The 22764-nt window shown below is 62.7% G+C and carries 27 protein-coding genes; 11 read left to right on the top strand and 16 right to left on the bottom strand.

The window, feature by feature from the left end; genetic code table 11:
• Position 1 precedes the first annotated feature (1 nt).
• The 3 genes from KSAC_RS08970 to KSAC_RS08960 are packed head-to-tail and all read right to left on the bottom strand — an operon-like array spanning position 2 to position 1796.
• Positions 2 to 874: a metal ABC transporter permease gene (locus tag KSAC_RS08970; RefSeq protein WP_102325330.1), complete on the bottom strand. Its 873-nt coding sequence runs from the start codon at positions 872 to 874 to the stop codon at positions 2 to 4.
• Positions 871 to 1677, bottom strand: coding sequence for a metal ABC transporter ATP-binding protein (locus KSAC_RS08965; protein ID WP_132305161.1), 807 nt, complete (start codon positions 1675 to 1677; stop codon positions 871 to 873). Before KSAC_RS08965 ends, KSAC_RS08970 begins: the two co-directional genes overlap by 4 nt.
• Positions 1596 to 1796 carry a hypothetical protein gene (locus tag KSAC_RS08960; protein WP_132305160.1) on the bottom strand — a complete coding sequence of 67 codons (201 nt, stop codon included), beginning with the start codon at positions 1794 to 1796 and terminating at the stop codon, positions 1596 to 1598. The genes KSAC_RS08965 and KSAC_RS08960 overlap by 82 nt, the downstream gene beginning before the upstream one ends.
• Before the next feature lie 115 nt (positions 1797 to 1911).
• Here KSAC_RS08960 and KSAC_RS08955 point away from each other — a divergent pair, with 115 nt between their 5' ends.
• Entirely contained in the window at positions 1912 to 2541 is a 630-nt protein-coding gene (locus KSAC_RS08955; RefSeq protein ID WP_132305158.1) for a LysE family translocator, read from the top strand.
• Between the two features lie 108 nt (positions 2542 to 2649).
• Positions 2650 to 4104 carry a class II fumarate hydratase gene (fumC, locus tag KSAC_RS08950; RefSeq protein WP_132305156.1) on the top strand — a complete coding sequence of 485 codons (1455 nt, stop codon included), beginning with the start codon at positions 2650 to 2652 and terminating at the stop codon, positions 4102 to 4104.
• Between the two features lie 3 nt (positions 4105 to 4107).
• On the opposite strand, the gene KSAC_RS08945 is transcribed toward fumC, so the two are convergent.
• The 3 genes from KSAC_RS08945 to KSAC_RS08935 all read right to left on the bottom strand — a co-directional run bounded on the left by KSAC_RS08945 (position 4108) and on the right by KSAC_RS08935 (position 6478).
• The gene (locus tag KSAC_RS08945) at positions 4108 to 5319 is read right to left on the bottom strand and encodes an SMP-30/gluconolactonase/LRE family protein (RefSeq protein ID WP_132305154.1); all 1212 of its coding nucleotides are present in this window, start codon (positions 5317 to 5319) and stop codon (positions 4108 to 4110) included.
• A gap of 61 nt (positions 5320 to 5380) precedes the next feature.
• Entirely contained in the window at positions 5381 to 5695 is a 315-nt protein-coding gene (locus KSAC_RS08940) for an antibiotic biosynthesis monooxygenase family protein (protein WP_102325333.1), read from the bottom strand.
• Positions 5696 to 5722: 27 nt separating this feature from the next.
• Positions 5723 to 6478 carry an SDR family oxidoreductase gene (locus KSAC_RS08935; protein WP_132306202.1) on the bottom strand — a complete coding sequence of 252 codons (756 nt, stop codon included), beginning with the start codon at positions 6476 to 6478 and terminating at the stop codon, positions 5723 to 5725.
• Positions 6479 to 6779: 301 nt separating this feature from the next.
• On the opposite strand from KSAC_RS08935, the gene KSAC_RS08930 reads away from it, so the two are divergent.
• Together KSAC_RS08930 and KSAC_RS08925 are read left to right on the top strand one after the other, a co-directional pair.
• Positions 6780 to 7100: a hypothetical protein gene (locus KSAC_RS08930; protein ID WP_132305152.1), complete on the top strand. Its 321-nt coding sequence runs from the start codon at positions 6780 to 6782 to the stop codon at positions 7098 to 7100.
• 574 nt (positions 7101 to 7674) lie between these two features.
• A complete protein-coding gene (locus KSAC_RS08925) occupies positions 7675 to 8307 on the top strand; it encodes a hypothetical protein (RefSeq protein ID WP_110548199.1) in 633 nt (210 codons plus the stop codon).
• A 276-nt stretch (positions 8308 to 8583) separates the two neighbouring features.
• Here the strand turns inward: KSAC_RS08925 and KSAC_RS08920 are convergent, their stop codons facing one another.
• The 3 genes from KSAC_RS08920 to KSAC_RS08910 all read right to left on the bottom strand — a co-directional run bounded on the left by KSAC_RS08920 (position 8584) and on the right by KSAC_RS08910 (position 9742).
• The gene (locus tag KSAC_RS08920; RefSeq protein WP_102325335.1) at positions 8584 to 8799 is read right to left on the bottom strand and encodes a hypothetical protein; all 216 of its coding nucleotides are present in this window, start codon (positions 8797 to 8799) and stop codon (positions 8584 to 8586) included.
• 102 nt (positions 8800 to 8901) lie between these two features.
• Positions 8902 to 9546: a glutaredoxin 2 gene (grxB, locus tag KSAC_RS08915; RefSeq protein ID WP_132305150.1), complete on the bottom strand. Its 645-nt coding sequence runs from the start codon at positions 9544 to 9546 to the stop codon at positions 8902 to 8904.
• A 7-nt stretch (positions 9547 to 9553) separates the two neighbouring features.
• On the bottom strand, positions 9554 to 9742 hold the full coding sequence (locus KSAC_RS08910) for a YqaE/Pmp3 family membrane protein (RefSeq protein ID WP_118962699.1): 189 nt from the start codon (positions 9740 to 9742) through the stop codon (positions 9554 to 9556).
• A 247-nt stretch (positions 9743 to 9989) separates the two neighbouring features.
• On the opposite strand from KSAC_RS08910, the gene petA reads away from it, so the two are divergent.
• A complete protein-coding gene (gene petA, locus KSAC_RS08905; RefSeq protein ID WP_118962700.1) occupies positions 9990 to 10625 on the top strand; it encodes a ubiquinol-cytochrome c reductase iron-sulfur subunit in 636 nt (211 codons plus the stop codon).
• 21 nt (positions 10626 to 10646) lie between these two features.
• On the opposite strand, the gene KSAC_RS08900 is transcribed toward petA, so the two are convergent.
• From KSAC_RS08900 to KSAC_RS08890, 3 genes are all read right to left on the bottom strand, one after another.
• A complete protein-coding gene (locus tag KSAC_RS08900) occupies positions 10647 to 11768 on the bottom strand; it encodes an L-dopachrome tautomerase-related protein (RefSeq protein ID WP_132305148.1) in 1122 nt (373 codons plus the stop codon).
• A 98-nt stretch (positions 11769 to 11866) separates the two neighbouring features.
• Positions 11867 to 12397 (bottom strand): DUF1269 domain-containing protein, encoded by a 531-nt coding sequence (locus tag KSAC_RS08895; protein WP_102325340.1) that lies wholly within the window; start codon positions 12395 to 12397, stop codon positions 11867 to 11869.
• Between the two features lie 130 nt (positions 12398 to 12527).
• Positions 12528 to 13241 carry a lytic transglycosylase domain-containing protein gene (locus KSAC_RS08890; RefSeq protein WP_165927306.1) on the bottom strand — a complete coding sequence of 238 codons (714 nt, stop codon included), beginning with the start codon at positions 13239 to 13241 and terminating at the stop codon, positions 12528 to 12530.
• A gap of 152 nt (positions 13242 to 13393) precedes the next feature.
• On the opposite strand from KSAC_RS08890, the gene KSAC_RS08885 reads away from it, so the two are divergent.
• The 4 genes from KSAC_RS08885 to KSAC_RS08870 all read left to right on the top strand — a co-directional run bounded on the left by KSAC_RS08885 (position 13394) and on the right by KSAC_RS08870 (position 16079).
• A complete protein-coding gene (locus KSAC_RS08885; RefSeq protein WP_132305144.1) occupies positions 13394 to 13624 on the top strand; it encodes a hypothetical protein in 231 nt (76 codons plus the stop codon).
• Positions 13621 to 14538, top strand: coding sequence for a TrbG/VirB9 family P-type conjugative transfer protein (locus tag KSAC_RS08880; RefSeq protein ID WP_243705169.1), 918 nt, complete (start codon positions 13621 to 13623; stop codon positions 14536 to 14538). The genes KSAC_RS08885 and KSAC_RS08880 overlap by 4 nt, the downstream gene beginning before the upstream one ends.
• Complete coding sequence (locus tag KSAC_RS08875) at positions 14538 to 15515, top strand: TrbI/VirB10 family protein (RefSeq protein ID WP_132305142.1); 978 nt, start codon at positions 14538 to 14540, stop codon at positions 15513 to 15515. Before KSAC_RS08880 ends, KSAC_RS08875 begins: the two co-directional genes overlap by 1 nt.
• 225 nt (positions 15516 to 15740) lie before the next feature.
• Positions 15741 to 16079, top strand: coding sequence for a hypothetical protein (locus KSAC_RS08870; protein ID WP_102325343.1), 339 nt, complete (start codon positions 15741 to 15743; stop codon positions 16077 to 16079).
• An 18-nt stretch (positions 16080 to 16097) separates the two neighbouring features.
• Here KSAC_RS08870 and KSAC_RS08865 read toward each other — a convergent pair whose 3' ends face one another.
• Entirely contained in the window at positions 16098 to 16307 is a 210-nt protein-coding gene (locus tag KSAC_RS08865) for a hypothetical protein (RefSeq protein ID WP_102325344.1), read from the bottom strand.
• A gap of 169 nt (positions 16308 to 16476) precedes the next feature.
• Between KSAC_RS08865 and KSAC_RS08860 the strand changes: the two genes are divergently transcribed.
• Positions 16477 to 17322 carry an acid phosphatase gene (locus tag KSAC_RS08860; RefSeq protein ID WP_132306198.1) on the top strand — a complete coding sequence of 282 codons (846 nt, stop codon included), beginning with the start codon at positions 16477 to 16479 and terminating at the stop codon, positions 17320 to 17322.
• Between the two features lie 89 nt (positions 17323 to 17411).
• On the opposite strand, the gene KSAC_RS08855 is transcribed toward KSAC_RS08860, so the two are convergent.
• From KSAC_RS08855 to KSAC_RS08845, 3 genes are all read right to left on the bottom strand, one after another.
• Positions 17412 to 19397 carry an AAA family ATPase gene (locus KSAC_RS08855; RefSeq protein ID WP_243705167.1) on the bottom strand — a complete coding sequence of 662 codons (1986 nt, stop codon included), beginning with the start codon at positions 19395 to 19397 and terminating at the stop codon, positions 17412 to 17414.
• Positions 19398 to 19594: 197 nt separating this feature from the next.
• On the bottom strand, positions 19595 to 20590 hold the full coding sequence (locus KSAC_RS08850; RefSeq protein WP_102325345.1) for a hypothetical protein: 996 nt from the start codon (positions 20588 to 20590) through the stop codon (positions 19595 to 19597).
• A gap of 291 nt (positions 20591 to 20881) precedes the next feature.
• On the bottom strand, positions 20882 to 21808 hold the full coding sequence (locus KSAC_RS08845) for a glucosamine inositolphosphorylceramide transferase family protein (protein WP_110548206.1): 927 nt from the start codon (positions 21806 to 21808) through the stop codon (positions 20882 to 20884).
• A gap of 102 nt (positions 21809 to 21910) precedes the next feature.
• Here KSAC_RS08845 and panB point away from each other — a divergent pair, with 102 nt between their 5' ends.
• On the top strand, positions 21911 to 22741 hold the full coding sequence (gene panB / locus KSAC_RS08840) for a 3-methyl-2-oxobutanoate hydroxymethyltransferase (RefSeq protein ID WP_102325347.1): 831 nt from the start codon (positions 21911 to 21913) through the stop codon (positions 22739 to 22741).
• Positions 22742 to 22764 lie beyond the last annotated feature (23 nt).

Here is a 22764-nt window from a genome sequence, read left to right as displayed (position 1 = left end):
ATCATGAACCTTGCCAGGAGGATGCGCCCCGCCCGGCCCGTAGTCCGGTGGGGGATGCAAGAAGGGAGACGACATACAGGATGCTGCATGTCAGGATGATGGATGGCCCCGCCGCCAGGCTGAAATGGTAGGATACCAGCAGCCCGGTCAGCCCCGCCGCCATGCCCACGGCCGCCGATAGCGCCATCATGGGCAGAAGGCGGCGCGTCCACAGCCGCGCGGTCGCCGCGGGCACCATCATCATGCCAACGGACATGAGGGTGCCCAGCGCCTCGAACCCCGCCACGAGGTTGATGACGACCAGAAACAGGAACACCATGTGGTAGACGCCACCCCGGCTTCCGGTCATGCGCATGAAACCGGGATCGACGCATTCCATGACCAGTGGACGCCAGATGATGGAAAGCAGGCACAGGCTGAGTGTCGTGATGCCGCCCATCAGGTACAGCGCCGGTCCATCAATGGCCAGTATGGTCCCGAACAGGACATGCAGCAGGTCGATATTCGACCCCCGCGCCGATACGATCAGCACGCCGAGCGCAAGCGAAGTCAGGTAGAAACTGGCGAAGCTGGCATCTTCCGCCAGATGGGTGCGGCGGCTGACCAGTCCCGCCAGCAGGGCGACCCCCAGCCCCGCCACGATGCCGCCCAGCCCCATCGCCGTCAGCGACAGCCCGCCCGCGAGCAGGAAGCCCACGGCGGCGCCGGGCAGGATGGCATGGCTCATCGCGTCGCCAATCAGGCTCATGCGCCGTAGCTGCAGCATGACCCCGACCGGCCCGGCCCCCATGCCAAGGGTGATGGAAGCGACCAGCGCGCGGCGCATGAAACCAAAACTGGCGAAGGGGTCCCACAGGGCGGAAAGCAGGCTCATGGTGGTGCATTTCCCCAGTCGCCCGGCGTGCTGTCATAAGCGCGCTGCAGGGTGCCGGGGGTAAGGATGCGCGCCGTCTCGCCCCATATGGCCTGCCCGGACGAGAGCAGGACGACATGGGGAAAGCAGGTGCGGATCTGGTGAATGTCATGCAGCACGGCGATGATGGTGCGGCCCTGCCGGTGCCATTCGCCCACCAGTTCCAGCAGGTCCTGCGTGGTGGGGGCGTCAAGTGCCGTAAAGGGTTCATCAAGCATGATGACACGGGCATCGGACATGAGCAGCCGGGCAAACATCAGCCGCTGGAACTGCCCGGCGGACAGCGCGTCGATCATGCGGCCCGCCTGCTGGTCCAGATTGACGCGGCGCAGCGCGTTGGCCGCGCGCTGGCGTATCTGTCTGTCCGCCGCGCCAAAGGCCCCGGTCTGGTGCCACGCGCCCCCCAGAACCATGTCGGTTACGCTGATGGGAAAGCCACGGTCGATAATGCGGGCCTGCGGCAGGTAACCGAAATCGCGCTGATGCAGGCCGTCGCGCGTGATCGTGCCGGATGAAAGCGGCACTTCGCCCAGTATGGCGCGCAGCAGGGTGGACTTGCCCGCGCCATTGGCCCCCGCGATGGCCGTCATGCTGCCGGGGGTGAAACAGCCGGTCACATGCTGCCAGACCGGCGTGCCATTCATTACCACACCGGCATCACCCAGCCGGATTGTCCCATCGGTCATGGCTGGGCCACGGCCCAGGCGATCAGCCCCCACAGAACCGCGCATGGCCCGGCCATGCACACCAGCCGCTGCCACCACGCGCGGCCCATCCATGTAAGGGGAAGGGGGGCGGGTGCGGCATCGGGAACCATGCGCGGCATCGGGGTCTGCGTACCCTGCACCGGTGATGGGGCGGGTGTATGTGTGGAAAGCGACATGGTGCGCCTGAACGTTATAATATAACATATGCTCTACCGCAGGGACTTGCCCGCCGTCAAGGGAACGCGGCATTGTACGGGACATGACACATACGGACCGGACAGGGCGGAACAGGTGACTTTTCATACATGGCTGCTGTTTGCCGCTACCGCTTTCCTGCTTTCCGCCATGCCGGGACCGAACATGATGCATGTCATGTCGATCAGCGTGCGTTATGGCCTGCTGCGCAGTGTCGCGGTCATGGCGGGGTGCATGACGGCCATCGTGCTGGTGGTGACCGCATCGCTTGCGGGCATGGCGGGTGTGCTGGCGGCATCCCCCCGGCTGTTTGCCGTATTGCGGGTTATCGGGGCGGCCTATCTGGTGTTTCTGGGCGTGCGTGTCTGGATGGCGCGCGATTCGGTGGAGGAAGACGGCGGGGATACGCCGTCCACGCCGGTCATCGGAGTACAACAGTTGTTGCGCGATGGGTTCCTGACCGGGATCAGCAATCCCAAGCTGCTGCTGTTTGCGGCGGCGTTCCTGCCGCAGTTCGTCAATCCGGCTGTGCCGCACATGCCGCAATATGTGCTGCTGATCGTGACCTTCGCGGTGGTGGAGGCGTTCTGGTACCTCGTCTACGCGGGCGGTGGGCGTATCCTGTCGTCATGGCTCAGGACGCCTGTGGTAAGGCGCGTTTTCGGCATTGTGACCGGAACCGTTTTCATGGGATTTGGCGCCATGCTGCTGCTGGCGCGGGTATAGGAAGGGGGGCGGGAAATCGCGCGCACCCCCTTGTGATGCCGGGCAGGGGCGCGAAAGTGGTCGGGTGCGCCCATATTTCCTTCAACCACAAAGGGAAGGAACGCCACCATGACCGAACCCACCACCCCCACGCTGAAAGACTGTCCCATCGGGATTGATGCCACCGGCACCCGGCGGGAGAAGGACTCGATGGGGGAAATCGATGTGCCCGCCAGTCATTACTGGGGTGCGCAGACACAGCGCAGCCTTGTGCATTTTTCGATCGGGCGCGACCATATGCCCATCGAGGTGTGTCACGCTTACGGTATCGTCAAGAAGGCTGCGGCACAGGTCAACGCAGCGGATGGCCGCATGCCGCAATGGAAAGCCGATGCAATAGGCCACGTGGCGGATGAGGTCATCGCGGGCAGGCTTGATTCCGAATTCCCGCTTTTTGTGTGGCAGACCGGTTCGGGCACGCAGACGAACATGAACGTGAACGAGGTCATCGCCAACCGCGCCATCCAGCTTCTGGGCGGCGTCATCGGTTCCAAAAGCCCGGTCCATCCCAATGACGATGTGAACATGGGCCAGTCGAGCAATGATTCCTTTCCCACCGCCATGCATGTGGCCACCTTGCTGGAAATAGACGGCAGGCTGCTGCCGCGTGTGCGTGAACTGATCGCGGCCCTGCGCGCCAAGGCGCAGGAATGGATGGATGTGGTCAAGATCGGCCGCACGCATCTGCAGGATGCCGTGCCGCTTACGGTGGGACAGGAATGGTCCGGCTGGGCGCAGCAGCTTGAAGATGCGCTGGAAGCGGTGGAGGCCGCACGTCCCGGCCTGCTGCAACTGGCGGCGGGTGGTACGGCGGTCGGGACCGGCCTGAACGCGCCGCCGGGGTTCAGTCAGGCCATCGCCGCACGGATCGCCGCGCTGACGGACCGGCCCTTTGTGACCGCGCCCAACAAATTCGCGGCCCTTGGCGGGCTGGATGCCATGGTCCGGGCATCCGCCGGGTTGCGGGGGGTGGCGGTCAGCCTGCTCAAGATCGCCAATGACATGCGCCTGCTGGGTTCGGGGCCGCGCTGCGGGCTGGGGGAACTGCACCTGCCCGAAAACGAACCCGGTTCGTCCATCATGCCCGGCAAGGTCAATCCGACCCAGTGCGAGGCCATGGTGATGATCTGTACCCAGGTACTGGGAAATGACACGACGGTTGCGCTGGCGGGCAGTCAGGGACAACTGGACCTGAACGTGATGCGTCCGGTCATCGTGGCCAATGTGCTGCACGCCATCCGTATCCTGGCCGATGGCTGTCACAATTTCCGTGTCTTTTCGGTGGAGGGCACGCAGCTCAACCGCAAGCGGATTGATGCCTATGTGGCAGGCTCCGTAATGCTGGTGACGGCGCTCAGCCCGGAAATCGGCTATGACCGGGCTTCCGCCATCGCCCATCAGGCGATGGAGAAGGATATCAGCCTGCGTGAAGCGGCCCTTGCATCGGGTTTTGTGGATGCGGCCATGTTCGACCGCCTTGTCCGGCCGCTGGATATGGTGGGCAGCGGCGTGGGGGGCGCCTGACGCTTACGACGGCGCGGCCCCCTGCGTATTGACCTGCAAGGTGAACAGCGCATCGGCCGCGCACATGTAAAGGACATCGCGTTTCGGGCCGCCGAAGGTCAGGTTCGATACCCCGCGCGGCAGGCGCAGCCGTCCGATCATGCGGCCGTGCGGGTTGTACACCACCACCCCGCACAGGCCGAGCGGCCCGTTCGCCCCGCACCACAGATTGCCGAAAATATCGGTGCGCATGCCATCCGGTCCCATCTGCTGACCGTTCAGCATCATGTCCGCAAACGGGCGGAGGTTGCGCACCGTGCCATTATCCACATCCCCGGCATGGATATGCAGGTCCCCGCCCTGTCCGTTCTGCCCCGGTCCGGGACCGGACGAAATGACATAGACGGTTTTGCCATCGGGTGAGAAAGCCAGCCCGTTCGGGTCTTTAAGCTGCTGCTGGGTCAGCACGGCTTCGACCTTCCCGCTGACCGGGTCGATACGGAAGACATGGTCTTCCTGCCGCCTGTCGCCACCAGACTGGCTTACGACCTCCCCATCCAGCGTCCAGCGTTCGATCCCGCCGCGATTGGCGGGACCGCCCGGCGCATCGGGATGACCTTCCACAATGGTGTCGCCATAGCCGGGATCGGTGAACCAGATGCTGCCATCGGGATGCACCGCCACATCGTTGGGTGAATTCAGGGGCGCGTCATTATAGCGGTCGGCCAGCACATGGCACGACCCGTCATGCTCCCAGCGTATGACGCGGCGCATGCCATGTTCGCAGCTTACCAGCCGCCCCTGCCTGTCGAATATGTTGCCATTGCTGTTGTAGGAATAGGGACGAAAGACCGAAACCGCGTCATTTTCCCACAGGTAGCGGTACTGCACGGCTTTGATCGTATCGCTCAGCAGCAGGAAGCGCCCTTCGCTGTTCCATGCCGGACCTTCCAGCCAGCTACCACCACGCCATGCCAGCCGCAGGTTGGCGTTACCATAAACCAGATCCCTGAAAGATGGATCAAGCGGCAGTATGTCCGGGTCGGGCAGCAGGTCCGGCGGGGCATCCGCCCCCCATTGCCGGGGTGGGCTGGAGATCACGCTGGGCGGCTGGGGCAGGGTTTCGGGTGTGGCGGCGCGCGCACCCATGCGGCCTGCCCATAACCCACCCATCGCCAGTCCCCCGGCAAGAACGGTCCGACGACCGGTATGGAATGGGGGCATGGCCTGCCGCATGGGTTTTCCCTTCTGGTCCGGGTGAAATGGCGCACCGGTTCCGCACGGAAGCCGGGTGGGTTCAGTTCTCGATATTCTGCAGGACTTCGAAGCCTTCGAATACCGGTGGTCCGGCCATAAGGGGCTTGCGGTTGCCTGCATGGGCATGGGCGGCGCGGAACTGTTCCGACTGCGTCCAGCCCAAAAAGGCTTCATGGGATTCCCAGACCGTGTGCGAGGCGTAGAGAATATGATCCTCATGCTCCGGCCCGCGGAGGAACTGGAAGCTGACAAATCCCGGCACCGTGCGCAGGTGCACCTCGCGGCCCAGCCAGCGCTCACGGAATTCCTGTTCGTTTTCAGGCGGGATACGGAAACGGTTCATGGCGATGTACATGGTCGGTTTCTCCTGTTGCGGGTCAGTCTAGCGACCGCCGGACACGGTCATCACGCTTCCTGTCATATACGATGATGCGGGAGAGAGGAGAAAGGCCACAGCCTGCGCGATCTCGTCCACGTGACCCACGCGGCCCATGGGCACCACGGTTTCGGCCAGTTTCTCGATTTCCGGCGGCACCATGTCGGTCGCGGTCAGTCCGGGGGCCACGGCGTTGACGCGTATGCCCTCGCGCGCGACCTCGTTGGCGAGTCCCCGCGTAAAGGCTTCGACCGCTGCCTTGGTGGCCGCGTAGGGGACGAGGCCGGGTAATCCCCCCAGTCTCGCCGCGACGGAGGACAGGTTCACGATGGCCCCGCCGCTGCCGCCATGGCGGGTGGACATCCGGCGCACGGCCTCGCCTGCCGCCAGAACGGTGGCGCGGATGTTGATGTTGAACAGGGTGTCGAGCATTTCTGCACTCTGTTCATCAATGCGTACCTTCGTGCCGGTAATGCCCGCATTGTTGACCAGCCCCGCAAGCGGACCGAGTTCCGCCGCGCGGGTGAACAGCGTGCCGATTTCCTCGGGTTTCGAGATATCGGCCCGCACGGCCAGCGCGCGGCCACCCCGCGCGATAAGGGCATGGGCCAGTTCCTCCGCCGGGGCGGCGTTGCTGGCGTAATTGATGACGACCGCATGCCCCTGCTGTCCCAGCAGGGTGCTGATGGCGTGCCCGATGCCCCGGCTGCCGCCCGTTACGATCACGACACCGGATGATCCGGGGGTATTGGCGCTGTTCATGAACCCGTCCTGCTTGCTGTCAGATCGTGCGATCATAGGCGGCCTGTTGTTCCTGCAAACCATAAAACGTGCCCATCCCGTGACCGTATCCGTATGGCAGCCATCCGGTCGGGGCAGGGCCGTCATTCATCACGTATTCCTGAAGTCCATTTGTGTTTTTTGCTGGAATTTTCAGGAAATAACCGATCTGACCCGTCCGATGGCAGGTCTGCGTGGATGTGGCTTGACTTGCACGGCAATCTGCAATGCGCTGGACATGATATAACAAAATCCCTGTATGAAGTCTGAAGGAGATCGTCGGATGCGACGTATTCCCGTCATTCCGCGTTACAGCGCTGGCGTGCTGATCCGGGCAGTCAATCTTGTCCTTGCCGTAACGGTCGTTACCGGCACGGCGCGGGCCGCCGACCACAATAACCAGTCCCATCCATGCAAGAACGATGTATTCCGGCTGTGTTTTCTTGACATTCCGAATGAAAAACTGATGACGGAATGCTTGGAAAGCAAGCTTGACCAGCTTTCCCCCAGATGTCGCGCCGTGTTTGAAGACGATACGCCACAGGACACAGCCCATTCGCCCGCCCAGACCCCGGCGAAGTCCGCACCAGCCACCCCACACTGACCATACGGACCGGATGCGGGCGGGGATTGTTGTTAAATGGTTCGCATGGGGCGGGGTGGGCGGATCGCTTATGGCGGCATGGCCATTTTATTTGTGTATGCACATGATGCGATCAGACAGGCTGGTGCAGATATGGTGCCGGATGAAACATCTGACAGGGCAGAGGATATACGGGCAATCTCCCGATGATGAACCCGTAATGATCTGAATGTCATATGTAACGTATTGTTAAGGGACGGACTTCTGGCCAAAGCTTTTGCGCCCCAGTTTTTATGCCGTGGGCAACCGGGGCGCTGTCATTGCGTGGGTCATACGTCCAAGTGGACAGGATCACTATGTGGTGTTAAAAAAGACCGTGCATTAACCTTGATAAATATCATATGAGCTTATCGTATGTTGGAATAGAAAATACTAATTATAAACTATTTCTACTAAATTCAGGAATATTGCCAAGAAATTATTCTGCCCCTTGCGGGCAATAATTTTATTTACCGATTCCATGCAGGGATAGCGGTAATTTTAATCATGTCCGCTGCCATGGCGACATGCGGGGACGTTCAGGAGAGAGCAGTTCATGGGCAGGAGGGACGGTTCAGCGGCAGCGATTTCGTGTAGTGACGGGCGGCTTTCCCTTGCTGCCGGTTATTTCGATATGGGTATGATTAAAAAGGCCATTGCGGAATACTTCACGGACGTTGCAGCGGGTTCGTCCCATCACCTGCACCCGGTGGTGGTCAGTGCCGGGGCATGGCTGAGTACGAAACTGCACGAACTGCATGAATGGAACCGGGGCCTGCTGACCCTTAATGGCGGGACCATCATCATCAACCATTCCTATTCCAGCACGGTAACGATGCTGTCGGTCGATGTGCTGGGTGGCGGCAGCGTGATCTTCAGTGCGCAGGAAAAGCCCGGCGGCACCCTGCTGCTGCACCTGACGCGCAAGGGGGTGGCAAGGCGCGGTCTGCAACTGGTCTTTCAGGGATGTGAGAAACAGTTCGCCTGTTACGACCCCATGGCGGACATGACCCTTGTTGGCCTCATGCCCGATGGGGAGACACCGCATGGCTGGGCGGCACTGAGGCTGGATGGCAACCCGTGGAATATTACCCATCCCACCTATGTCGCGAAGGACTGGCCCTACGGGCTGCGGCGGGAATGGCGGGCGGACGGGCATGACAGCGTGATGCTTGAACTGTCGTGCTGAAAGCCGGACAGGAACAGATCACGAAAAGGGGAAAACCCTGCCTTCATATGCTGAGTCTCCCAAAAAACCAACAGACTTATCCACAGGATGATCTGTGTGATTTTAGACGTTAGAATCTATTTTCCTGTTGCTGCAAAGAGACAATAAACGGCTATTTTCAGCCATAATCAGGAATCCCTTGCGTTCTGCCATGGGTGGACAGGAAGCCTGTCATATGGAATCGGGACGAGTCTGGCAAAAAAAATCCACACCTGAATGGTCCGTTCAGGCAGGGCGTCAGCTATCCATGCCACGGGGTTTACATGGGGGCGACCGGGCGGAGGGACACAGCGCCTCGCTGGTCATCTCAAACTGGGTCAGGATTTCCATGGGCATGCTTTCGGCACATACCATGTCGAATCTTGCGTGCAGGGATCTTCTTACCCATACCTCGAATGGCGTGGCGCCACGCCGCCCTGCGCCTGGCGGCGGATTTTCATGTGATTGTGACATGGGGGCATCTCCCGTCGTGTCGAAACTGTCCTGGGGGAAACGGCCTGCCTACCCTGACAGTTTCCACCCCTCTCCGGACGTGCCCTTCCGTACCCCGATGCTTCAGCCTGCCATGCCGTCCAGCAGCGGTATGCCAGTGGCCTGTGACATGTGCTGGCAATAGGCGCGTACAGCCTGCGGCCAGTCGAGTCCCGCCACGATGGTCAGGCTGCGCAGATGGGCGAACAGATGGATATCATCGGTGGACAGGGTGCCGTTAACCGCGGCGGGACTTTCGATCAGTCCGGCCAGACGGGCCAGTCCGGCATTGGTGCTGGCGCGCAGCCTGTCGCTTTCGGCCAGACGCTGGGCAAACGGTCCCACCATTTCTTCCTTGTTGCGCATGAAATACAGACGCGCGGCGGTGGTGGCGAATTCCGGCAGCGGAGACGCCGCGAAGCGGGGCAGGATCAGGTCGATGTAGACCGGCTGTTCCGCCGCCATCCATCGGCTGATTTCCGGGCGTGTCGGCCCGGTCAGGACCGGTCTGCCGTCCATGGCGTCGATATGGGTTACGATGTCCATGCTTTCGGGCATGAACTGCCCGTCGTGCTCTAAAATGGGCACCAGCTTGCGTCCGACCATGCGGGTCGGGGTTTCAACATCATCATTCAGCAGGATGATTTCGGTGACCGGAATCTGTTTCAGGCCAAAAATCATCCGCGCTTTTACGCAGAACGGACAGTGATCGTAGATGTAGAGCTTCATGCAGGCCTCAGGTGCGGGTCATGCGGGAAATCTTGCGATCGGTCTCATACTGGCTCAGCGCATAGACGGACCAGATCGCGGCTGGCAGCCAGCCAATCAGGGTGAATTGCAGGACCAGACAGGCCAGCCCGGCGAAGGGGCGGCCAATTGTAAAAAATTGCAACCACGGCAAAAGCAGTGCGAGGACAAGGCGCATGACGGACCTCTCTGTAACGGCGTAACCGGCTGGTCGGGTGATCCTGACGGATAAAGTTCCGGCAGCGATGCCGAATCCATGGGTCAGGAAACTGCAAACGGAATTGGGGGCGCGCAGATATACACATATCGGGTGACGCCGCCAGCCTGTCTGGCACGGTTTGTCAGCCAGCCACTTACGCGCATGACCGGGGCGGGGTTGCCCTAAACCCTTCCTTTCAGGCCACGACCACGATAAAAATGCGACGATGGAAAACCCGCCCGATACACAGTCCACGCCCGCGGGGCGTCGGAATTTCCTTGGGCTTGTTACCGCCACCACCGCAGCAGCGGGTGTCGGTGCATGCCTGTGGCCCTTTCTGCAAAGTCTCGCCCCGCGCGATGGCGCGGCGGCACACCTGCCGGTGGACGTGGACGTATCCGCCCTGCCGCCGGGGCAGCAGATCGTGGTGACATGGCAGGGCAGGCCGGTTTTCATTACCCACCGCACGCCTGAAGCCCTGAGCGCCCTGCAGGACGCAGCCCTGACCGGTCGCCTGCGCGATGGGCAGTCACAGGCCGGGCAGCAGCCACCCTATGCCGCGAACTGGCACCGTTCGCTTGATCCGCGTTATGGCGTTGTTGTGGGGATCTGCACCCATCTGGGCTGTGTGCCGACCTACCGCCCGCTGCCCGAAGGGCAGGGGGAGGGAAACTGGCCGGGGGGATATGCATGCCCCTGCCATGGTTCGCGTTTCGATCTGGCCGGGCGTGTATTCCGTGGCGCGCCCGCGCCCTATAACCTGCCCGTCCCGCCTTACAGCATGCCCTCGCCCACCCTTATCCGGCTGGGTGAAAACCCGGCGGGGCAGGATTTCGACTTCGCCTCCATCCTCCAGCTCTGATGCGCTGGAGGGGCGCGTAGGTCAGCGCACGGGTTTGAGGTGCAGGTCCATGGTATACATCGCAACCGGCAGATGCAGGCGGCTGACCCCATCGGGCTGGAATGTCGCGGTGCGGTTCAGTTGCACGGCGGGTATCCATAACGTGCCGTGACTGTCGATCCACATGGCATCGGCCCAGACAAGACGCCTGTCACGCACCAGCGTCGTGGCCTTGCCCTGTGGCGTGATGCGCAGGATACGCAGCGTATTCACATCCGATACATACAGGTTGCCATCCCCATCAATGGCTGAACCGCCGGTGGTGGGGGTGTCGTAAAACTGGCTTACGGCATGGGACAGGTCGGCAGCGGACAGGGCAGGATTTTCCAGTGCCGCCGTGGGGGCGACCCACATGGGGCCGGAACTGGGCTGGAAATAGAGTTTCTGCCCGTCTGGCGAGACCTCAAGCTGGTCGGCATGGACGCGCACCGGGCTGCCATGCGTGGTCAGCAGCCTGCCTTCGGCATACATGGGCCGTTCATCCGTGGTGGAGCGGTCATGCGCCAGAATGCGCCGCTGCTGTCCCGTGCGCAGGTTCACCACAACCAGCGCCGGATCACCCGCATCGGTTACGAAAATCATGTCGTTATGGAAGCGCATGTCATCCATATAGCTATGCGCGGTGCTGGCGGCGCGTAGCGTGATGACATGTTTCACACTGCCCGTTTCAATATCGAAAGCCAGCAGCCGCGCGGGCGCGCCATCAGGCGGGTTGGGTGGTCCACCTACATTCGCATCGCCTGAATCAACGACCCACAGCAGTCCGTCCGGCCCGATCCGGATGGCATTGACGCGTACGAAGGGCTGAAGATCCCCCCTGCTGCCATCGGGGCGGTTCCAGTGTGCATCGGGAAAAGGATGGGGCTGACCATTACGGTCGATTTCGGCCACCGTCGGTCCGTCACCCCCGCCGCCCCAATAGGGGAAGGAGACGAACATCCGGCCGTTATCGGCCACGGCGACCGCATTGAACACCCGTGGGGAGGTCCACGCCGTATGCAGTGCCTCATCCGCCAGCGCGGCGGGCGCAAAAGGGACCGCAGCCAGCATCAGGGCCGCAAGGACTGTATCGCGCAGGCGCCTGCGGGGACGGATCGTGTGCATGGGCCGAGCATATCATCCGTATGGATGCGGTGCCATCACGCCTGCGTGTGGGATCAGGTGCTGGTCCCGCCGGGTCTGGATACCCGGCGGGGGTATGGTCAGGCGGCGGGTGCGGCCATCTGGCCCAGTGCCGCGCGCAGCTTGCCTTCATCCGCAGGCGAGAGCGAGGTCTGCAGCACGCGGGCATGACCCTTGAACTGCGCCAGATCGGTCAGCACCTTGTCGGGCTGCGACTTGCGCACCAGCACGAACAGCGCGGATGTATTGGGCGGGATGGTGCCGCCAAGGGATTTGATGAAATTGTCATCAATTCCGTAATCGGACATCTTGCCCGCAATGGCGCCAGCACCCGCGCCGACAATGCTGCCCGCGACAAAACCGGCCAGCGGGTTCAGGCACAGCAGCCCGACCAGCGCGCCCCAGAACCCGCCGGAGAACAGTCCGTAGGATGCACCGACCTTTTCCAGGTTGACGCTCTGCTGCAGGTGCAGCTTGCCATCCGGCCCGCGGACCACGACGACTGCGTCCTCCAGGTCCAGAAGGTATTCCTTTTCCAGTTTCTTGCATTCGGTCAGCGCGGCCGTGGCTTCATCCGGGCGGTCAAAACCGACAACGATCAGATCGGACATGGGTTACTCCATTTCATAACAGTCCCCCCGAATGGCGGAACTGACAGCAGGCATGATATTACATGCACAGCTCCCTGATCCCGTGGCGGTTTTTAGGCATGGATGCCCCCGGTGCGGCGCAGGTCTGCCCTTATTGCGCAGGGGCCGGGGCCGGAGGGTGCGGTGGGGGCGTGAAGACATCTTCCGGGGCCTGGGTAAAGGCGTCGCGTCCGCGCGGGCTGTCCTGTGGGCCATCGGTAGTGGGTGGCGCGATGGATGTGGGCCGGGTCCTGCCGCCATCGGCAGGGGGCGGGGCCTCAAGGGCCGGGATCATCAGTGTTTCAGGGGTACTGTCATGCTGTGCCGCAAGCGCCAGCAGTCCGGCGACATACCCGTTACGCAGGCCACGGACGGGGCTGCCCGTATTGTAGCAGCTCAGCGCATGGCGAAGCCTGTCCTGCGCCGTGCCGGAAGGGGGCTGTGCGCTGTAGCAGTCATGCAGGACGTGGCTTGCCACATGCAGGTTCCGGCACGGTTCCAGTACCGCTGCGGGGGACAGGCCAAGCCGGGTTATGGTGCGGCTGTTGACCTGTAGCAGCCCGATATCGAAATCATGGCCGTGATCCGCAAGCCAGTGCACGGTCGCCGCCGCTTCCGCCATGCTGGCCGGTGCGCGGGGCAGGCGATAGCGACCGTTGACGTGGACCGCCCATGGCACGCCCGCTGATTCCTGCCGGATCATGAGGGCAAGCGTGCGCGGTGACAGATCCGGCGCGCAGCGGCGACCCAGTGCTTCGACAGGGCTCATCGTCTCCACAGCCGGGATGGTCGTGGCCCATGTCGGGGCTGCTGATGCGCAGAGCATGACCAGGCCCATCCGCCAGCAGGATTGCGCTTTTTCTGTCCCAGACTTGCAAAGCATGAGGGGCTTTTTTATCCTTTTGCCATGTGCGGGTTATCAAAACATGGTGTTGAGCAGTCAGCGGTCATTCCGGTTATAGCCGGATGTCCCTGCCTGTGAGAGCGGAATCAGGGTTTTTCAGTCGTCATCCCGCCAGCGTCCGGGTCAGTATGATGGTGGCGACGGGCATGCTGCTGGCCGCCTGTGCTGCGCGCCCCGGTCACGTCACCCAGCCCAATATGCTGTATCTGGTGCCGGTCAACCATGGCATGCCGCCGGAACTGTCCGGTCACGCGGACGCGGTTGCCCCCGCTGTCCCGCCTGCGGCACAGGCGGGTGGGGCATGATGCGGCAACTGTATCTGCCCGGCCTGCGGGCGCTGATGGCCGGTAGTTTCATGGCCGGGTTCGCGGCTGTCTGCCTGTATCCCGATGGCGCACGGGCGACAGGTAGCAAAAGTGTTTCCCCCTACGATTACCGTATCAAGTCGGTTGTCTATAACCCGCGTGACACGGTGGAGATTGATGGCGTCGTCGGGATTGCGACCGACATCACCCTTTCCCCGGAGGAGCATTACGTCACCCATGCCTTTGGCGAGGAGGGCGGCTGGTCCTTCGCCTGCCGGGAAAACCACTGCTTCATCCGCCCCCGTGAGCAGGAGAGTGACACCAACCTGACCATCGTGACCGACCGCCATGTCTACCATATCCTGCTGCATTACGTGGGCGGGCGGCAGGAAAAGGGACCGGATGGACATGTCCGCACCGTATTCGCCCCCACCCCGTGGGCCGTGGAACAGGCGACCGTTGAGCTGACCTATCTCTATCCCGACGAGGAAAACAGCCGGAAAGCCGCCGCCGATCGCGCCAGCCACATTCAGGCGGAACTGGCCGATGCGTATGGCGACGGACCGCGCAATACCGCCTATCGCCGTTCCGACGGGACAAGGGACCGGGCCATCGCGCCGCTGAATGTATGGGATGATTACCGCTTCACCTATTTCCGCTTTCCCGAAAACGGCGTCCTGCCCGCATTATACGTCATGAATGAAAGCGGTCAGGAAACGATAGTGAATGCGGTCGTGCTGGGGCGTGACCATAATATCCTTGCCGCCCAGATGACGGCGCGGCAGTGGCGCATCCGTTACGGAAGTCTGGTCATTGGCGTTGTGAATGACGGGTATAATCCTTCGCTCGGCAGTGCGGAAAATGGCACCATCTCGCCTGTTGTCCGGCGTGTCGCGCGCGATGGGGCATCGTGATGCGCGTGCGCCTTCCGCTGCCTCTTGCGCTGGCGGCCCTGACGATGCTTGCCCTGACCGGGCGCGGGGCACGGGCGGATGATCAGGCCCGCATCACGCTGAAATGCCCCGGTGGCACGGTTGTCGTGGATGGTCAGGGACAGGCGGGCTGTCTGGCAACGCCCGTGGCAGCACCCACCCCGCCCGCGCCCGCTGTCGAAAACGTGGAAGACGCCGCCATGAAGCGCAGGCTCGGCCATGATTTCGTGTTTGCCACGCCCGTAGCCGATACCGCTGCCGCATCGTCCGCCACGTCGGCCGCCGCTCCTGCCAAGACTGATAACGCGCTGCTGACCCGCCTTCAGCCTGACAGCATGACCCCTGCTGTCGCCACGGTCATGCATAACCAGAACCTGACGGTCGGCAAGGGCACGCTGATACCGTGCGGCATGATAAACGAAATCAACACCACCCTGCCGGGCATGGTGACGTGCCGCGTCAGCCACGATGTCTATTCCATCAATGGCAAGGTCCGGCTGATCGACAAGGGCGCGGTGGCGGAAGGCGAAGTGACATCCGCCCTGCAATATGGCCAGAAACGGATTTTCGTGAACTGGCTGCGCCTGCGCAATCCGGAAGGGGTCACGATCGACCTGCTCAGCCCCGGCAGCACGCCCCTTGGCGGCAGCGGGGTCAAGGGCAAGGTCAATACCCATTTCTGGGCCCGTTTTGGCGATGCGATCATGGTGTCGATCATTACCAATGTCGGGCAGATGATGGTGCAGGCGATTACCAACCTTGCGTCCAAACCCGGCACGACCAGTATTTCCACCAGCAGCGATGACACCAATTCCGTTGTGGGGCAGGTGGAAAAGATCATCCTTGCCCAGACCAGCAACGTGCCCCCCAGCCTGTATGTGCAGCAGGGCGACATGGTGCAGATCTATGTGGCGCGGGATCTGGATTTCAGCAGCGTTTACACGCTGACGGACCGGTAGGACTGTTGCCCGGATTTCTTTTCTGATGATGTGCAGTCAGTTTCCATGATGACTGTCGCATGCCGTGTGTACATTGAGTAATTTTCAAGAACAATTCTCGTTATCTTAAAGTAATAAGTTTAGGGATGGAGGAATTTATTTTCCTGTTGAACTGTATCCCGGTTTGGCGCGATGATTGGCAGCAGGTAATCCGTCGCTTACCAACCGTCAGGAAAGGGAATACAGATGCCCCGTTTCATGAATGATGATGACCGCCCCGATGATGCGGGCGAAGGCAAGCATGGCACCGCGCGCCGACTGGCGGAGGCCGGACTGCGCGCCGAACGCGCAGGCGATCAGGCCCGGGCCGACGAACTGTTTGACGAAGCCGAACGCACCGACCCCGAAGCGCTGGAAAACGTGCTGATGGAAAATCCCGTCCCGCGCCGCCGGGTATCGGGTCAGGGTTTTGGTGATGACAGGGGTGTGGAACGCATGAGCCGTACCGTGCAGCCGGGGTCCGACGCCCCCTCCCGCGCGGGGATCACGGATGAAGGCAGCGGCGCGGATTCCGAACGCCGCTGAACCCGTTCCAGGCGGGTTCTACAGTGATGGGCCCCACATCCCCGCCAGAAACAGGATCATCCCCAGTGTCAGCATGGCAATGTGGAACATGACCTGACCGGGCATGGCATCGGGACTGATATGCAGTCCGTACATGAACTGGACCACCACCAGCGTCATTCCGATCACGCACAGGGCGATGCGCACCGGGCTGATCGACGTGGGCCATATCTGGTTTCTGCGGTTCATTGCTGCGTGCCTCCGGGCTGTGGCGTCAGTCTGCCATAAAACAGGGTCGGGCAGAAGGCGCATCGCCGCCATCGGGGATTTGCCACGTCCCGCGCGCATGCTATGCGCGGGGAAAGGTCATATGCATGCGCCCATGACCTGCGGCGACCGGTGTACTGACAGGAACATGATGCGTCTCGAACGTTTTGCCACTTCGTATGGACTGGCCGCCTGCGTCGTGCTGCCCCTGCTGGGGACACCTCTGCGCGCGGGGGCGCATCCGCATCATCATCACCCTGCCATGGCCGCCCACGATCAGGCCGCGCAGGCGGAGGTGCCCGCAGGCCCACCCCTGCCCGACGGGCAGGTATTCCTGCCGCCCCCACCCGGCCCGGATACCGCCCAGCGTGCGGCTGATGCCAGCATCTATGGCGCGACCCGCGTGCTGGAAAACACGCCGCGATGGAAACTGGCGCAGGCGGACAACCGCGATACGCCCGCGCATATGGTCTCGGCCTTTTCCTGTGCCGTGGGGTTTACACTGCCGCCTGAACGTCTGCCCGAACTGGTGGGGCTGTTTACCCGGCTCGAACACCGGCTGACCCCTGCGGTACAGGCGGAGAAGAAACTGTGGAATCGTCCCCGTCCGTTTACCGAAGCCGAACTGCCGCGGTGCATTCCGCTGCGGGCGCAGTTGCGGCAGGACCCGTCCTATCCTTCGCTCCATGCGACGCTGGGTTGGGTTGCGGGCCTGATTCTGGCGGATATCCTGCCCGAACGCACGGCATGGATCATGCAGCGCGCGCGGGTTTTTGGTGAAAGCCGGGTTGTCTGTGGCGTGCAGTGGCAGAGCGATGTCGCCGCAGGCTGGATGAATGGCGGCGTGCTGTATTCCGCCATGGAACAGGACGAGGGATTCCGGCAGGAAATGGACAAAGCGCGGGCGGAGGTCACGGCCCTGCGCACCACCATGGCCGCCCCGCCAGCCGCCGAATGCGCGGTGGAGGCGGATGCCGCAGCCCATCCACCGCAATAGGACTGCGTACGGGGCCATATGCGCGAAAGGCCGGGACGCCCGGCCTTTCGGTTATCTGCCTTATGAATGCACCCGTGTCCGTCCGGTAATCAGGACAGGAACCCGATCCGCCGGTTGCCGTCACGCCCCGCTATTTCGGCCCGCAGCCGTTCAAGCAGTTCATCTGGGGTGGGGTTTTCGTCCAGAAGCCGCGCCCGGCGCAGTACCAGCGCGAAGTCGGACGGGACCAGCGTGCTGACATGGCGCAGCGCGGCGGGTGGTTCCTGATCGAAGAAACGGCGGAAGGCATGGGCTGCCTGTTCAGGCTTCAGATAGCCGAAGCGGGCGCGGAACAGGAAACGCCGCATGCTGGCGGGGTCCAGCTTTTCCACAAGGTTGGTGGTGCAGGCAAAGGGCAGGGGATGCTGTTCCATCCATGTCAGCATTTCATTGACCTGACTGATCTCCCATGACCGTTCGGCCCCACGGCGATCGCCCAGCAGGCTGTCGGCTTCGTCAATGATCAGGAAGGACCCGCTGTCGCATGCCTCGGCAAAGGCGGCGGCAATCTGCTGTTCGCTCTGGCCCACATATTTGTCCAGCAGGTCGGATGCACGCTTCTGCAGTACCGGCATGTCCATCTGGCTGGCCAGATGGCGGGCATATGCACTCTTGCCCGAACCCGGCGGGCCGGACAGCAGTAGCGAGACCGCGCGGGGTGCGCCAGGGCGCGCCAGCCGCCGGGTCAGGGCCTGCAGGTCACAATCCGCATTGATCAGCGTTTCGTCGTAATCGGCGACATCGGGCTGTGACGGCATGGGCATCTGCCCGCCTGCCGCCGCGCGCGCGATGCCGGTCGCGATCATGCTGGCCATGGCCGAATCACCACCCGCCAGATGGGTGGACCGCAGCGCATTGCGGAAGATGGCGGGGGCGGCGGGAATGGCGCGCGCAAGGTCCGCCGCATCCTCGGGCGCCAGGGCCACCTTTTCCTCCCGCGCCATGTCCTGCCACAGGCGCGTGCGCACGCCGATGCCGGGCTGGCGGACCTCGATGCACAGCGCCATGCGCCGCGCGATGGCGGGGCCAAGCGTATTGAGGTCGTTTGCCGTCCAGATCACGGGGGTTCCACCCTGTTCGAGCAGACGGTGAAAAAACACCCGGCTGTAGGACTGCGGCGGATCGAACAGGCTGGCGGTGAACAGGTCCTCCGCCTCGTCGAACAGCAGGATCGAATCCGTGTTGCGCAGCAGGCGCGTGCTGCACCGCAGGTCGGCCAGCCGTTCATGGCGCGAGGGCTCATCGCCCGCGCTGTCGGCCTCGCCTACCGGATACAGGATCGCGCCGATATGCTGCGCCAGCGTGGCGGCAAATTCGGTCTTGCCGGTGCCGGGGGGGCCATAGAGAAGGATATTGATGCCGGTCGCATGCGTCCGTACCGCCGCTTCCAGCAGTTTTGCGGCAATTTCCGCCTGCTGGCCCAGATGGGAAAAGGCGTCCCATGGCAGGGTCGCGGTGCGGGGCTGGCCCAGCAGCAGGGAACGGATGTCGCCCACCACGCTGGCACGCCGGTTCATGAGCGCCATGAGCCGGGGCAGCAGGGTGATGTCGCCGTCCTCGTCCACGGTCATGAGGCCACTCATGCGCAACTGCCCGTCGGGGGCGAGGGCGGTGGCGATCGCGTCCTCCTCCTGCCCCAGCAGCAGGTGCAGCAGGGGAATGTCCTCGCACAGGAAAGGACCGCGCGAACGGTTTTCGCACAGGTCATCCCATAACTGCTCGAAATGGCCGTTCAGGCGGTAGCACATGGCAAGGCCAAGGATCTCGCTGGCGACCCGGCCCAGCCCGGTGGCCTGCGTCAGTTCCTCAAGCCATGTATCCACGTAGCCCCGTTCGCCCGCATGCTGCTGGCGCGCTTCCTCCAGCGCGTGACCCAGGTGTTTCCACTCGGTCACGGTCGGCGGGGTTTCGCCATCGTGGCGGGGGGCGGCGGGCAGGACCTTGTCGGGCAGGCCAAGTTCGGGCTGGGCCTGCACCACGCAGCGGACCAGGGCACCCGCATCGCGCGCGCCACGATGGATTGACCCATGCAGCATACACAGCATTTCCAGCAGCCGACGCGTTTCACCACGTACGCGCGGCGAACGTGTTGGGACTGGCCTGCGGCGGGGTGCCGGTATTCTGCTTTTGGCTAGCGCCATAAATGGGGTCTCCTGCTACTCCGGTATGAATATAGGTCTTGCAGGGCCGGATGTCGTGGGGGGAGAGAAATTGTTTTCTCTCCCCCCATCCTTCAGCTCCGGTCGGAGAGTGCAAAACCGGTTTCAACCTGTTTCAGCAGGCCATCAAGTTCTGTGCGCCGCAGCGGGTCGGTGCCGGTGGAGACATGGGCGCGGGCGCGTTTTTTCAGGCTGCCCGCAATACGGGGGTTGATGGGACGCTGCGCGCCGTTGCGCAGCAGGTCGGCAATGCTGGCCCCCTGCGCGTGGGCGGCATGCACCACGGAAAACGCCATGTGGTTGACGATGTTCTCGAACTCGAAACGTCCGAAACGGGAATGGCAGCGGCTGAGCTGGTCCAGTGCCGCGGCGTAACGCTCCACAGGGTTGGCCTGTCCCGGCGTGCGGAAATGCTGGGTATGATAGACCGAAGCCTGCCCGTGTTCCTCCCGCGCCAGATCCCATTCGCCAATGGCGGTGCATTCCGTCTCGATCAGGCAGTGCAGCGCACGCGCGTTCAGGCAGGCCGAGATGAAGTCCGTATGGGTCAGGTCATTCCACGCCAGCGCCTGTCCCGCGCGCTGCATGGCGAAACGGAAGCCCCGGCGGCCATCGATGCCGTACAGGATGGTGGTGGTGCCCCGGCACAGCGGATCGGTTCCCGTCACCATGATGTGACTGGCGTCGGTGCGATGCATGTAATGCTGCCACGTCATGACATCCAGCAGGGTTTCATCTTCCACCATGCGATCCGTGTGGCGACGTACATGGGCCATGAAACTGGTGGCCGCCAGTCCCGTCACCGCGCGCGGGGAAAAGTCGACCTGCCACCATACGCAGGCCTTGAGCAGGTGGAATGCAAGGCTGTCGCACAGCGCCGCCAGACGGGCATCTTCCGCCATGGCGGTATCTGCCTGTCCGTCACACAGGGCGCGTATGGCGCGGAACCGGTTGGAAAGAAGGTCAAGCTGCCGCGCAACCGGCTGCCAGGGGTCGAAATAGTTTACCAGCCGCTCGGGGCGGGAATGCTGCATATGCCAGGTAGCCAGGGCGGAGCGTGTTTCACGCATCGGACGGTCCTTGAAGTATCTGGGGCCATGGGGGCAGATGTTGCGTAACGGTTATTGTTATTGCCGCAGGCATTGCCTGCGTCCTGCACGGCCATGCGTTCAACGCGATGGAAACAGGTCACACAGGATACGGCGCCTGTCGGGGCAACAGGCTGGGGGCGGCGGAATATCTATCGCCAATACGCCATATCCATTCGCATTATAGGCACGAATGTATGATAATCGTTATTAATATCACATTAAATCCGGGACAGGTTCCCCCGCCCGGTAACGCGCATTACCTCGGCCGCGTCAGTAACGCCGCGACCGCTGCATCAGTTCGCGCGTCATGCGTCCGATATCCACCCCGGCCCGCCTGATGACGGACCGGCTGGTATGCTTTGCGTCCACCAGTGTCACCGGCCCGGCGGCGGACAGGGTATGCAGCCCGTCGGTGGCCGGTCGCCACGCGGGGGGAGCTGTCAGGGCCGCAAGGGGGTGGGCGGCAAAGGTACTGGTGGTCAGGGTGGTGATGGCCAGCGGGGTGATGGCGCCCCCATAGGTCCGGGCACAGTCCTGCGTGGGCAGGATGATGGTGCCATCTTCCATCACGACCGGCGTGCCGCCGGGGCGGGCACTGTGTATGTCGCGCCGCACGGGATTGCCCGGATGCGGGTGCCACGGCCCGCTTATGCGTTCGGCCCATGCAACGTGCAGCGTATCGATCCGTGGGCGTGCCGCCTCATCCCAGGGGGTATAGAACAGCCACCATCTGCCATCGTGGAACAGGGGGGAGGCATCGATCAGCGCACCGGGAAAGACGCAGTTTTCCACCGCTTTCCAGTGAAAGGGGAAATCCGTTGCCCGGTACAGGCGCTGCGTGCCGCTGGCCCCCGATTCCGGCATCATCAGGAAACTGCCGTCCGTATCACGCATGATGACGGGGTAGGACAGGTGCCACGGCTCCACCAGAACGGGGCGGTGCGACAGGATGCGCAGGGTGCGGTCCAGCACGAATACGTCGATGCGTCCCACCTTCACGCGGTAATCATAGGCTTCGGCAAACAGGTACAGACGGTCTTCATGCCAGATGCCGAACGGGTCGGCCAGAAAGCGGAAGGAACCGGGATCGGGCAGCCATGTAACCGGCATGGAATCCAGCGTACCGGCGCGGATGATATCAGGCAGCGGACGGTTTATGATGCCCGTCTGCCATATGTCGGTACGGCCAAGTCCCATGACGCTATCCCGCTCCTGTCCGGGTTGGATTTGCAAACACAGGGGTGCTGCAATATGCCAGATGCCATCTGTACCAGATGGAATATCAGGGGAATAGCAAGCATGGCCAATGTGGAACAGCCCCGGCGGCGGACCATTCGTGACGTTCGCAAGGGGGACGTGCCCGGTGTATGGCTGACAGCCTACACCGCACCCATGGCACGCCTGCTGGACGGGCATGTGGATGTCATGCTGGTGGGGGATTCGCTGGGCATGGTGGTCTATGGCATGCCCGATACGCTTGGCGTGGGCATGGACATGATGATCGCCCATGGCGCGGCCGTTGTCCGCGCATCGCGGCAGGCGCTGGTGGTGGTGGACATGCCGTTTGGTTCCTATCAGGAATCACCGGCGCAGGCTTTCCGCAATGCGGCCCGCATCATGGCGGAAACCGGCTGCGGCGCGGTCAAGCTGGAAGGCGGGACCGAAATGGCCGCGACCGTCAGTTTCCTCGTCCAGCGCGGCATACCGGTATGCGGCCATGTCGGACTTATGCCGCAGGCCGTCAACACCACCGGGGGCTTCCGCACGCAGGGCCGCGATGAACAGCAGGCCCGCAAGGTGCATGACGACGCCCACGCCATTGCCGCCGCCGGGGCCTTCGCCGTGGTGCTGGAAGGCACCATAGAGCCTCTGGCGCGTGAAATCGCAACCAGTGTTCCGGTGCCGGTTATCGGTATCGGGGCATCGCCTGCCTGTGACGGGCAGGTGCTGGTGGTCGATGACATGCTGGGCGTGTTCGGCACGTTTACGCCGCGTTTTGTCCGCCGCTATGCCGATGTGGGGAATGTGATTGAAGATGCCGCCGCCCGTTACGCCGATGACGTGCGTGCGCGCCGTTTTCCCGGACCGGAGGAATGTTTTGGCGTGCGCCGTCAGGTTACGCCGGGCTGATCCCCTTGCCCGCGCCGCATCGG

The organism is Komagataeibacter saccharivorans (assembly GCF_004348195.1).
Taxonomy (GTDB): Bacteria; Pseudomonadota; Alphaproteobacteria; order Acetobacterales; family Acetobacteraceae; genus Komagataeibacter; species Komagataeibacter saccharivorans.
Note: the sequence above shows the minus strand (reverse complement) of the source record. Positions and strands in the feature narration are given on the sequence as shown.

Bases quoted from the DNA above. Each gene is read 5' to 3' on its own strand.
- KSAC_RS08970 (WP_102325330.1), bottom strand. From the start codon at position 874: ATGAGCCTGCTTTCCGCCCTGTGGGACCCCTTCGCCAGTTTTGGTTTC.
- KSAC_RS08960 (WP_132305160.1), bottom strand. From the start codon at position 1,796: ATGTCGCTTTCCACACATACACCCGCCCCATCACCGGTGCAGGGTACG.
- fumC (WP_132305156.1), top strand. From the start codon at position 2,650: ATGACCGAACCCACCACCCCCACGCTGAAAGACTGTCCCATCGGGATT.
- KSAC_RS08945 (WP_132305154.1), bottom strand. From the start codon at position 5,319: ATGCGGCAGGCCATGCCCCCATTCCATACCGGTCGTCGGACCGTTCTT.
- KSAC_RS08940 (WP_102325333.1), bottom strand. From the start codon at position 5,695: ATGTACATCGCCATGAACCGTTTCCGTATCCCGCCTGAAAACGAACAG.
- KSAC_RS08935 (WP_132306202.1), bottom strand. From the start codon at position 6,478: ATGAACAGCGCCAATACCCCCGGATCATCCGGTGTCGTGATCGTAACG.
- KSAC_RS08930 (WP_132305152.1), top strand. From the start codon at position 6,780: ATGCGACGTATTCCCGTCATTCCGCGTTACAGCGCTGGCGTGCTGATC.
- KSAC_RS08925 (WP_110548199.1), top strand. From the start codon at position 7,675: ATGGGCAGGAGGGACGGTTCAGCGGCAGCGATTTCGTGTAGTGACGGG.
- KSAC_RS08920 (WP_102325335.1), bottom strand. From the start codon at position 8,799: ATGTCACAATCACATGAAAATCCGCCGCCAGGCGCAGGGCGGCGTGGC.
- grxB (WP_132305150.1), bottom strand. From the start codon at position 9,546: ATGAAGCTCTACATCTACGATCACTGTCCGTTCTGCGTAAAAGCGCGG.
- KSAC_RS08910 (WP_118962699.1), bottom strand. From the start codon at position 9,742: ATGCGCCTTGTCCTCGCACTGCTTTTGCCGTGGTTGCAATTTTTTACA.
- petA (WP_118962700.1), top strand. From the start codon at position 9,990: ATGGAAAACCCGCCCGATACACAGTCCACGCCCGCGGGGCGTCGGAAT.
- KSAC_RS08900 (WP_132305148.1), bottom strand. From the start codon at position 11,768: ATGCACACGATCCGTCCCCGCAGGCGCCTGCGCGATACAGTCCTTGCG.
- KSAC_RS08895 (WP_102325340.1), bottom strand. From the start codon at position 12,397: ATGTCCGATCTGATCGTTGTCGGTTTTGACCGCCCGGATGAAGCCACG.
- KSAC_RS08890 (WP_165927306.1), bottom strand. From the start codon at position 13,241: ATGCTCTGCGCATCAGCAGCCCCGACATGGGCCACGACCATCCCGGCT.
- KSAC_RS08880 (WP_243705169.1), top strand. From the start codon at position 13,621: ATGATGCGGCAACTGTATCTGCCCGGCCTGCGGGCGCTGATGGCCGGT.
- KSAC_RS08875 (WP_132305142.1), top strand. From the start codon at position 14,538: ATGCGCGTGCGCCTTCCGCTGCCTCTTGCGCTGGCGGCCCTGACGATG.
- KSAC_RS08870 (WP_102325343.1), top strand. From the start codon at position 15,741: ATGCCCCGTTTCATGAATGATGATGACCGCCCCGATGATGCGGGCGAA.
- KSAC_RS08865 (WP_102325344.1), bottom strand. From the start codon at position 16,307: ATGAACCGCAGAAACCAGATATGGCCCACGTCGATCAGCCCGGTGCGC.
- KSAC_RS08860 (WP_132306198.1), top strand. From the start codon at position 16,477: ATGCGTCTCGAACGTTTTGCCACTTCGTATGGACTGGCCGCCTGCGTC.
- KSAC_RS08855 (WP_243705167.1), bottom strand. From the start codon at position 19,397: ATGCTGCATGGGTCAATCCATCGTGGCGCGCGCGATGCGGGTGCCCTG.
- KSAC_RS08850 (WP_102325345.1), bottom strand. From the start codon at position 20,590: ATGCGTGAAACACGCTCCGCCCTGGCTACCTGGCATATGCAGCATTCC.
- KSAC_RS08845 (WP_110548206.1), bottom strand. From the start codon at position 21,808: ATGGGACTTGGCCGTACCGACATATGGCAGACGGGCATCATAAACCGT.
- panB (WP_102325347.1), top strand. From the start codon at position 21,911: ATGGCCAATGTGGAACAGCCCCGGCGGCGGACCATTCGTGACGTTCGC.